The organism is Polymorphospora sp. NPDC050346, assembly GCF_040655695.1.
GTDB lineage: Bacteria > Actinomycetota > Actinomycetes > Mycobacteriales > Micromonosporaceae > Polymorphospora > Polymorphospora lycopeni.
Map to the genome: position 1 here is coordinate 56,835 of NZ_JBFAKM010000003.1, position 8,533 is coordinate 65,367.

General features: G+C 72.1%; 8 protein-coding genes. 4 read left to right on the forward strand and 4 right to left on the reverse strand.

Annotated features, from left to right (window positions below; all coding sequences use genetic code 11):
- Nucleotides 1-78 precede the first annotated feature (78 nt).
- On the forward strand, nt 79-906 hold the full coding sequence (locus tag AB0I42_RS04700) for an alpha/beta hydrolase (protein ID WP_357534194.1): 828 nt from the start codon (nt 79-81) through the stop codon (nt 904-906).
- A 125-nt stretch (nt 907-1,031) separates the two neighbouring features.
- Here AB0I42_RS04700 and AB0I42_RS04705 read toward each other — a convergent pair whose 3' ends face one another.
- The 4 genes from AB0I42_RS04705 to AB0I42_RS04720 all read right to left on the reverse strand — a co-directional run bounded on the left by AB0I42_RS04705 (nt 1,032) and on the right by AB0I42_RS04720 (nt 5,388).
- A complete protein-coding gene (locus tag AB0I42_RS04705; RefSeq protein WP_357534196.1) occupies nt 1,032-1,760 on the reverse strand; it encodes an SDR family oxidoreductase in 729 nt (242 codons plus the stop codon).
- Nucleotides 1,757-2,698, reverse strand: coding sequence for an ornithine carbamoyltransferase (locus AB0I42_RS04710; RefSeq protein WP_357534197.1), 942 nt, complete (start codon nt 2,696-2,698; stop codon nt 1,757-1,759). Before AB0I42_RS04710 ends, AB0I42_RS04705 begins: the two co-directional genes overlap by 4 nt.
- 9 nt (nt 2,699-2,707) lie before the next feature.
- Nucleotides 2,708-3,235: a hypothetical protein gene (locus AB0I42_RS04715; RefSeq protein ID WP_357534198.1), complete on the reverse strand. Its 528-nt coding sequence runs from the start codon at nt 3,233-3,235 to the stop codon at nt 2,708-2,710.
- Between the two features lie 332 nt (nt 3,236-3,567).
- The gene (locus AB0I42_RS04720; RefSeq protein WP_357534200.1) at nt 3,568-5,388 is read right to left on the reverse strand and encodes a BTAD domain-containing putative transcriptional regulator; all 1,821 of its coding nucleotides are present in this window, start codon (nt 5,386-5,388) and stop codon (nt 3,568-3,570) included.
- A gap of 416 nt (nt 5,389-5,804) precedes the next feature.
- Between AB0I42_RS04720 and AB0I42_RS04725 the strand changes: the two genes are divergently transcribed.
- From AB0I42_RS04725 to panD, 3 genes are all read left to right on the forward strand, one after another.
- Nucleotides 5,805-6,821, forward strand: a complete 1,017-nt coding sequence (locus tag AB0I42_RS04725; RefSeq protein WP_357534202.1) for a pyridoxal-phosphate dependent enzyme — start codon at nt 5,805-5,807, stop codon at nt 6,819-6,821.
- A gap of 3 nt (nt 6,822-6,824) precedes the next feature.
- A complete protein-coding gene (locus AB0I42_RS04730) occupies nt 6,825-7,898 on the forward strand; it encodes an ornithine cyclodeaminase (protein WP_357534203.1) in 1,074 nt (357 codons plus the stop codon).
- 89 nt (nt 7,899-7,987) lie between these two features.
- Complete coding sequence (panD, locus tag AB0I42_RS04735) at nt 7,988-8,359, forward strand: aspartate 1-decarboxylase (protein WP_357534205.1); 372 nt, start codon at nt 7,988-7,990, stop codon at nt 8,357-8,359.
- Nucleotides 8,360-8,533 lie beyond the last annotated feature (174 nt).

The window sequence follows — 8,533 nt, forward strand, 5'->3', positions numbered from 1 at the left end:
GGTGACAGACCTGACAAGCCGCTGGCGACTAGTCGCCAGCGCGTTGACCCTCCACACCGGCTCGGCTCGGATTGGGGCATGGGTAGGGGGGCGACCGTCGAGGTCAACGGGGTGACGCTGGCATACCGACGGCACGGTGCCGGACCACCGGTCCTGCTGGTCGCCCCGGCGGCGGCCCGGGCCGCGCTGTGGGACATGCACCAGGTGCCGGCACTGGTCGCCGCCGGATACGAGGTGATCACCTTCGACAACCGGGGCACCGTGCCATCCAGCTCCCCGCCGGGGCCGTACCGGCTGGCCGAACTCGTCGCCGACACCGCCGGGCTGATCCGCGCGCTCGGCATCGGGCCGTGCCGGGTCGCCGGCTCGTCGCTGGGCGCGATGGTCGCGCAGGAGCTGGCCCTGGTCCGCCCCGACCTGGTGACCGGCATCGCCCTGTTGGGCACCCGGGGCCGGCTGACCCACTACCTGCGGGCGCTGACCACGGCCACGGCGCAGGCGGTCCGGCACGCCGACACGGTGCCGGCCGGCTATGCGGCGGTGACCGGGATGGGCAACCTGTTCGGGCAGCGGACGCTGGCCGACGACAAGTTCGCCGCCGAGTGGCTGGCGCTGGCCGAGGCGTTCCCGGTCGCCGGTGACGGGCCGGCCAGCCAGTACGACGCGGCGGCGATCCCGGACCGGCTGGCCGCGCTGTCGGCGGTGGCGACGCCGACCCTGGTGATGGCGTTCGAGCAGGACGTGATCACGCCGGTGGAGCTGTGCCGGGAGGTGGCCGGCGCGATCACGGGCAGCACCTACGTCGAGGTCAAGGAGTGCGGCCACTTCGGCTTCCTGGAGCGCCCCGACGAGGTCAACGCCCACGTGATCAACTTCTTCGACAGCCTGGCCACCCCGGCCTGGTGAACCGTCGGCCGCGCGCCCGGCCCCGCGCACGATCCGCGTGATCAGGGAGTTCGGCGGGCGACCCACCGACGACACGCCCGTACCGGTCCCTGATCACGGGGATCAAGGAACCGGTACGGGGGCGGTCAGGCGGGGGCGAAGACGTACGGGGCCGGCGGCTGCCCGGCGCGCAGCACGAGCAGCCGGCCGGACTCGCCGTCGACCAGTTCACCGAGCACCGCCTCCGCCACCGCGTCGGCGGTGAGCATCGGCCCGCCGGTGACCAGGTGCCGGTGCGGCCCGAGGAAGCCGGTGTCGACGAAGTCCGGGCAGATCGCGGAGATCCGGATGCCCTGCCCGGCCAGGCTCGGGGCCAGCGCCCGGACCAGACCGACGACGGCGTGCTTGGTCATCGCGTAGACCGGGTCGAGGTCGAACCCGGTCAGCCCGGCGATCGACGAGGTGACCAGCACCGCTCCCCCGCCGGCCCGGCGCAGGGCCGGGATCGCGGCCCGTACGCCGAAGACCACCGCGTCGATGTTCACGCCGGTGACGGCCCGGTAGCGGGCCTCGTCGAGTTCGGTGAGGTCGGGCGTGCCGGACAGCATGCCGGCGTTGAGGTGCACCAGGTCGAGCCGGCCGTGTACGGCCTCGGCGCGGGCGAAGGCGGTCCGGGTGCCCTCCGGGGCGGCGAGGTCGGCGCGGACGGCGGTGCCGCCGACCTCGGCCGCGACCGACCGGGCGGCGGCGCCGTCCCGGTCGGCCACGACGACGGCGGCACCGGCGGCGGACAGCCGGCGGGCGACCGCCGCGCCGATGCCGTTGCCGCCGCCGGTGACCAGGGCGACCCGGCCGGCGAGCGGGGTGCCGGTCACGCCGGCCCCGTGCGGTCGGCCGGGGCGAGGCACCACTCGAGGACGGCCATGGCGCTGTGCAGCTTGTTGTCGGCCTGGTCGAAGGCGATGCTGGCGGGCCCGTCGAGGACGTCGCCGGTCACCTCCTCGCCACGGTGCGCCGGCAGGTCGTGCATGAAGATCGCGCCCGGCTGCCCGGCGAGCACCCGCGCGTCGATCCGGAACGGTTCGAACCGGGTCCGCCAGTCGGGGTCCGGCTTGTTGGTGCCGGTCGTCTGCCACCGGGTGGTGTAGACGACGTCGGCGTCCTGGCACGGGGTCATGTCGTGGTGCTCGACCAGCGTCGACCCGGACCGCTTGGCCAGCACCATCGCCTCCTCGACGACGTCGGGCGGCAGCCCGTACCCGGCCGGGGTGTTCAGGTGCAGCGTGGTGCCGGGGAACCGGGGCAGCGCCAGGGCGAGCGCGACGGCGGTGTTGTTGCCCTCGCCGATGTACCGGACGGTGACCCCGTCGACCCGCCCGAAGTGCTGGGCGATCGTGGTCAGGTCGGTCAGCGCCTGGGTGGGGTGCTCCCGGGCACTCATCGCGTTGACGACCGCCATCCGGTCCTGCGCGGCGAAGGTGGCCAGTTCGGTCTCGGTGCCGCTGGTGCGGGCGACGAAACCGTCGAGCATCCCGGACAGCACCCGGGCCGTGTCGGCGGCCGTCTCCCCGGTGTTCTCCTGCAGGTCGGCCGGACCGTACGAGATGAGCGACGCGCCGAGTCGCAGCGCGCCGGCCGAGAAGGCGGTCCGGGTCCGGGTCGAGGTCTTGCGGAAGTAGACGCCGACCACCCGGCCGGCCAGCGGCCGGGTGGCCTCGACGGCCGACCGGTTCCGGGCGATCGCCGCCCCCCGGTCGACCAGCTGCCGCAGTTCGTCGTTGTCCAGGTCCGATATGGACAGCAGATGACGCATCCCGCCCCCTCAGTGGTTGCGGGCCGGTGGCTGCTGCCGGGGCAGCACCCAACCCTGGTTGGCCGAGGCCACGCCGGCCTGGAAGCGGCTCATGACCCCCAGGTGCTCCAGCAGTTCGGAGACCCGCCGGCTGAAGGTGCGCGGCGACATCCCGAGGCGCTGGCTCGCGGTCACGTCGGTGGCGCCGGTCATGAGCTGGGCCAGGATCGGGAGCAGGTGGTCCGGGGGCGGCTCGACGCTGCCCGGCGGGGCGGTGAGGATGTTGCGCTGGGCGGGGGGCTGCGGTGCCCGTACCCCGGCCGGGGCCGTGGCCGGCGGCCAGACCGGGGGGACCCGGACCTGGCCGCCGGCCACGCGGGCCCGGTCGGCGGGCACGACGGGACGCGGCGGCGCGGCGGGCCGGTCGTTCCAGGGCTTACGGGTGTCCGAAGTGGTGCCGCCCCGGGCGCCGGCCGCGGGGTCCATGGTGGTCATTTGCGGGCGGCCGGCGAGCGCGGGCTGCCGGACGAGTTGTCTGGGCCGGATGGCGTCAGGCAAGGAAAGCCTCCACATAGGCAAGCTGTAGCCGGTCATGGGTACAAACCAGTTATGGGACGCGAACAAAGGCTTGATCATGATTGATCGACCTGATCTAAACATCAGCGAAAGCCGCTGTCCTTGTCGTTCTCTCTCGATCCGCTCTACACCGCGTCTTGGCGGAGAGAGCAAGTGGACGACTATCACAAGGCAGACGTCCTGCCGTAAAGCGACATAGGCGGCAGGGACAGGATCTCGGGCATCGTCCGGGTACGGATGAAGGCAGCGACCACCCACTTCGTGAAGTAAAGAAGTACCGACGACTAAATGGCGACGACAACCGGCGAAACGGATCAGGATTCCGTTCCGGCCCCTTCCAGGGCGGCCCGTTCCCGGGCGAAGAGCCGGCAGAGTCCATCGATTCGGTAACGCAATCCGTCGGACCGCGAACCGGGTACCGGGTGGACCAGCCGTACGTCGACCAGATCCTCGGTCAGCTCGTCGGCGCAGCCGCCGATCAGCTCGCTGGCCTCGCGGACCGTGAACTCGGCCCGGTCCAGCGACCCGAGCGCGCGGAACAGCTGGCGGGCCCGGGGGTCGAGGCGGATGTAGCTCGACGCGATCGCGGCCCGTACGTCGAGGTCGCCGAAGGACATCGCGTCCAGGCGCCGGGTCTCGTCCTCCACGGCCGCCAGGAACCGGGCCAGCGACCAGTGCGGGCGGGCGGCCAGCCGGGCACCGACCGCGCGTACGGCCAGCGGCAGACCCTCGCACCGGTCGACGATGCGGGCCGGCAGCCCCGGCTCGGCGTCGATCCGGTCCCGGCCGACGGTCTCGACCAGCAGCCGGATCATGTCGGTCTCGCCCAGCGCCGGCAGGTCCAGGTGCCGTACGCCGTCCAGCGCGGTCAGCCGGCGGCGGCTGGTGACCAGGGTGGCCCCGCCCGGTGCCGCCGGCAGCAGCGGGCGGACCTGCGCCTCCGACTCGGCGTCGTCGATGACGAGGATGGCCCGGCGGTCGGCCATCCGGGCGCGGTAGAGCGCGGACCGCTCCTCCAGCGTCTCCGGCACCTCCCGCTCCGGCACACCCAGGCCGCGCAGGAACCGGTGCAGGATGGCGTTCGGGTCGGCCTTGCCGCCGGCCCAGGTGAAGAGCTGCCCGTCCGGTACGTCGTCGACGAGCAGGTGCGCGATCCGCACGGCGAGCGCGGTCTTGCCGACGCCGGGCCCGCCGGCGATGGCGACCACCCGGGGCAGTTGGGAGTCGTCCGGCCCGCGCAGGTAGTTGAGGAGTTCGCTGGTCTCCGGGCAGCGCCCGACCAGGTGGACCGAGTCGCGCGGCAGGTCCCTGGGCACGTGTAACCCGACGGTCGCGCGGGGCCGCCCGGCAGCCGGCGCGGGGTCGGTGGCCGCGTCGGAGAGCAGGATGGCGCGGTGCAGTTCCTTGAGTTCGCGGCTCGGCTCCAGGCCCGCGCCGTCGACCATGGTGCGGTGGCCGTCGCGGTAGGCGGCGACCGCCTCGGCGCGCCGGCCGGAGCGGTGCAGCGCCTGCATCAGGTGCAGCCGCAGCCGTTCCCGGTACGGGTGGGCGGCGACGAGTTCCCGCAGTTCGGCGACGACCTGTACGTGCAGGCCGAGGTTGAGTTCGATCTCGATGCGCTGTTCGATCGCGGCGAGCCGCCGCTCCTCGACCGCCTCGGCCTCGATGCCGACCCCGGGGGCGTTGACGTTGGCGAAGACCGGCCCGCGGAAGAGGGCGAGCGCCTCGCGCAACTCCTTGACCGCCTCGCGGGCCCGGCCGGCGGCCAGCAGGGCGCCGCCGTGCTTGACCCGACGCTCGAAGACCAGCAGGTCGACGGCCTCCGGGTCGACGATCAGGCCGTACCCGCCGGCGCGGGTGATCAGCTGTGGCCGGGCGGTGGGCGCCGGGGAGGTCTCCCCGGTCCCGTGCAGGAGTTGGCGTAGCCGCCAGATCCGGGTCTGCACCTGCCCGAGTGCCGTCTCCGGCGGTTTCTCCCACAGCGCGGAAATGATTCGGTCGGCACTGACAAAGTTGTTGGAGTTGAGCAGCAGCATCGCGAGCAGGCCACGCTGAAGTGGCCCGCCGGCGGGCAGGACCCGCTGGCCCACCTCGATTTCCAACGGGCCGAAGCACCGGAACCCGACATGCCGCATAGAGAGATCTATACCACCCGACCCACAATCGGGCGCGGTTCACGGCCAGGACGACCCCCGTCGGGGTAGTCCGTTCGCCGGTCACTAATCATCTGCTAGCGGACAATACGCAATAGCTCGTCACCTTAGGTGATGCGACAGTGACTCCTGGTCGACATATTTCTAGGTTTCCACCTAATTAACAACTTCTCCGACTCCACTGTCCAGATGGTGGCGACGAATCGTCAGAATCACCAACCTGAATCGTCTAAGCCGATAGCGCTCCCACCCACGCGCTTAATGAACTCCCTGGCGAGTAGTCGCCAAAGGCTGTCGCGGCGCACGGCCGAGCGTCGATCCTGCGTTGGCGATCGGAACCGGCTCTGACCGGGCATCAGCATCCCACCAGCGTGGGGATCCCGCAGTGAGGAGTCACCGTGCTGTCACGGGTCGAGCACCTGGAATCGACTCTCGTCCCCACACCCACCACCTCGATCGTGACGCAATGGCAGGGACGGACGCACCATCTGCGCCTCAAGCACGAGTCGTTCAACCCGTCCGGGTCCATCAAGGACCGCACCGCCGCCGGGCTGCTGATGGCCATGGACCGGCGCAGCCCACTGCTGCCGGGCACGGTGGTCGTCGAGTCGACCTCCGGCAACCTCGGGCTCGGCATGGCCCGCCTGCTCGCCGGCCTCGACTGCCGGCTGATCGCGGTCATCGACCCCAAGACGCCGCCGGCCACCCGCGACGCGCTCACCAGAGCCGGCGTCCAGGTGCGCTTCGTCGACGAACCCGACGGGTACGGCGGATACCTGCTCACCCGGCTGCGCACCGTACACACCCTGTGCGCGACCAACCCCGGCTACCGCTGGCCCGACCAGTACGGCAGCTTCGCCAACCCGTGGATCCACCAGCTGACCACCGGGCCGGAGATCGCCGAACAGGGCGGCCCCGACCTCGACGCGGTCTACGTGGCGGTCTCCACCGGCGGCACCCTCGCCGGCATCTCGGCCCACCTGCGCACCCTCGACCGGCAGATCCGGATCGTCGCCGTCGACGCCCACGGGTCCCTGGTCACCGGCGCCCCGCCCGGCCGCCGCCTCATCGCCGGGATCGGGGCCAGCCGTCGCTCCTCGTTCCTGTCCGAGCACAGCTACGACGCCGCCACCTGGGTCGCCGACGCCGACGCCATCGCCGTCTGCCGCGTCTTCCTGGCCGACACCGGCGTCGCGCTCGGCGGCTCCTCCGGCTGCGTCCTGCACGCCTGCCTGGTCGACCTGGCCGGCGAGCAGCCGCCGACGAATCCCCTGTGCCTGTGTCCGGACGGCGGCGACCGCTACCGCGCGACGCTCTACGACGACGCCTGGCTCGACGAGGTCGGCGCCCGCGAAGAGGTGGAACTCGCCATGAAGAGGCTGCGCGCCGACGGCCTCCAGTTCAAGAATGGATAAACAGTGCTCGACCTACCCGGCTATCCCGACGCCGAGCTGCTCTACCTCTCCCGTGCGCATGTCATCGAGTGCCTGGACGGTGTCGACCCGGTGGCGGTCACCGCGGAGGCGCTGAGGCTGCACACCCTCGGTGACACGATCCTGCCCGACGAGGCGTACCTGCCGTGGCAGACGAAGGCCGGTCACTCGGCCCGCTCACTGGGCATGCCCGGTGCGATCCGCACCGATGACGGACTGGTCCTGGGCATGAAGGTGATCAACGCCAGCCTGGGCAACCCGGCGAACGGCCTGGCCCGCTCCCAGGGCCTGCTGATGATGCTCGACGCCGAGACCGCCTACCCGTGGGCGGTGATGGAGTCGGCGTACATCAGTGCCCTGCGCACCGCGGCGGTCACCGCGGTGGCCGCGCAGCGGCTCGGCCCCGACCCGATCGGCCGGCTGGCGGTGCTCGGCTGCGGCACTTTGGCCCAGGTGCACCTGCGGCTGCTGCCGTCGGTGCTGGAGAAGCTCGCCGAGATCAGCGTCTTCGACCTCGACCCGGCCCGGTCCGCCGGCCTGGCCGACGCGCTGCGGGCCGACCCGGACACCGGACACCTGGCGGTGACGAGCGCCGGCACGGCCCGCGAGTGTGTCGAGGGCGCCGACCTGGTGCTCGCCGTCACGGTCACCACCGAGGGCTACATCGCGTACGACTGGCTCAAGCCGGGCGCCCTGATCGCGCACGTCTCGCTCGACGACGTACTGCCCGAGGTGGTCACCCGGGCCGACCTGGTGTTCGTCGACGACTGGGGGCTGGTGAGCCACGACGACCGCCGCCTGCTCGGCCGGATGTGGCGGGCCGGCACCCTGCGCGACGCCGACGGGGCGTACCGGCCGGGGGCGACCCCCGACCCGGACGCCGCGCGGGTGCACGGCAGCCTCGGCGATGTCATCGCCGGGCGGCACCCGGGACGGTCCGCGCCCACCGACATCGTGCTCAGCAACCCGTTCGGAATGTCCATCCTCGACGTCGCGCTCGGCGCGGTGGTGGCCGAGACCGCGCGCGAGCGCGGCCTGGGCCTGCGCATCCCCCGCTGACCGGCACCACGGACCGTCGCCGTCCACCCAACAGTGGCCGGCCGGCAACGACCGCCGGCCGGCCGTCCGACGCGCCCAGGGAGCGACCCATGTTCCGCACCATGCTCAAGTCCAAGATCCACCGAGCCACCGTCACCCAGGCCGACCTGCACTACATCGGGTCGCTGACCATCGACGTCGACCTGATGCGGGCCGCCGACATCCTGCCCGGCGAACTGATCCACGTCGTCGACATCGACAACGGGGCCCGGCTGGAGACGTACGCGATCGAGGGGCCCGCCGGCTCCGGGGTCATCGGCATCAACGGCGCCGCCGCCCGGCTGGTGCACACCGGCGACCTCATCATCATCATCGGCTACGGGCTGGTCACCGACGAGGAGGCCCGCAGCCTGGAGCCGAAGGTGGTCCACGTCAACGGCAAGAACGAGATCATCTCGCTGCACTCGAACCCGGGCGTCTGAGCGGACCGCCGGCATCGGGGCCGGCGCGTCCGCCTCTCGCGGACCCGATCCGGCGGCTGGCCCGCCGGTCCGTCGTGGACCGGTCGGGCCAGCCGTTGGCAACTAGTCGCCATGACTATTTCTTGCCGGGTGCGACATGATCGAGGCACCTCGGGGATTGATTACGTTGTCGCT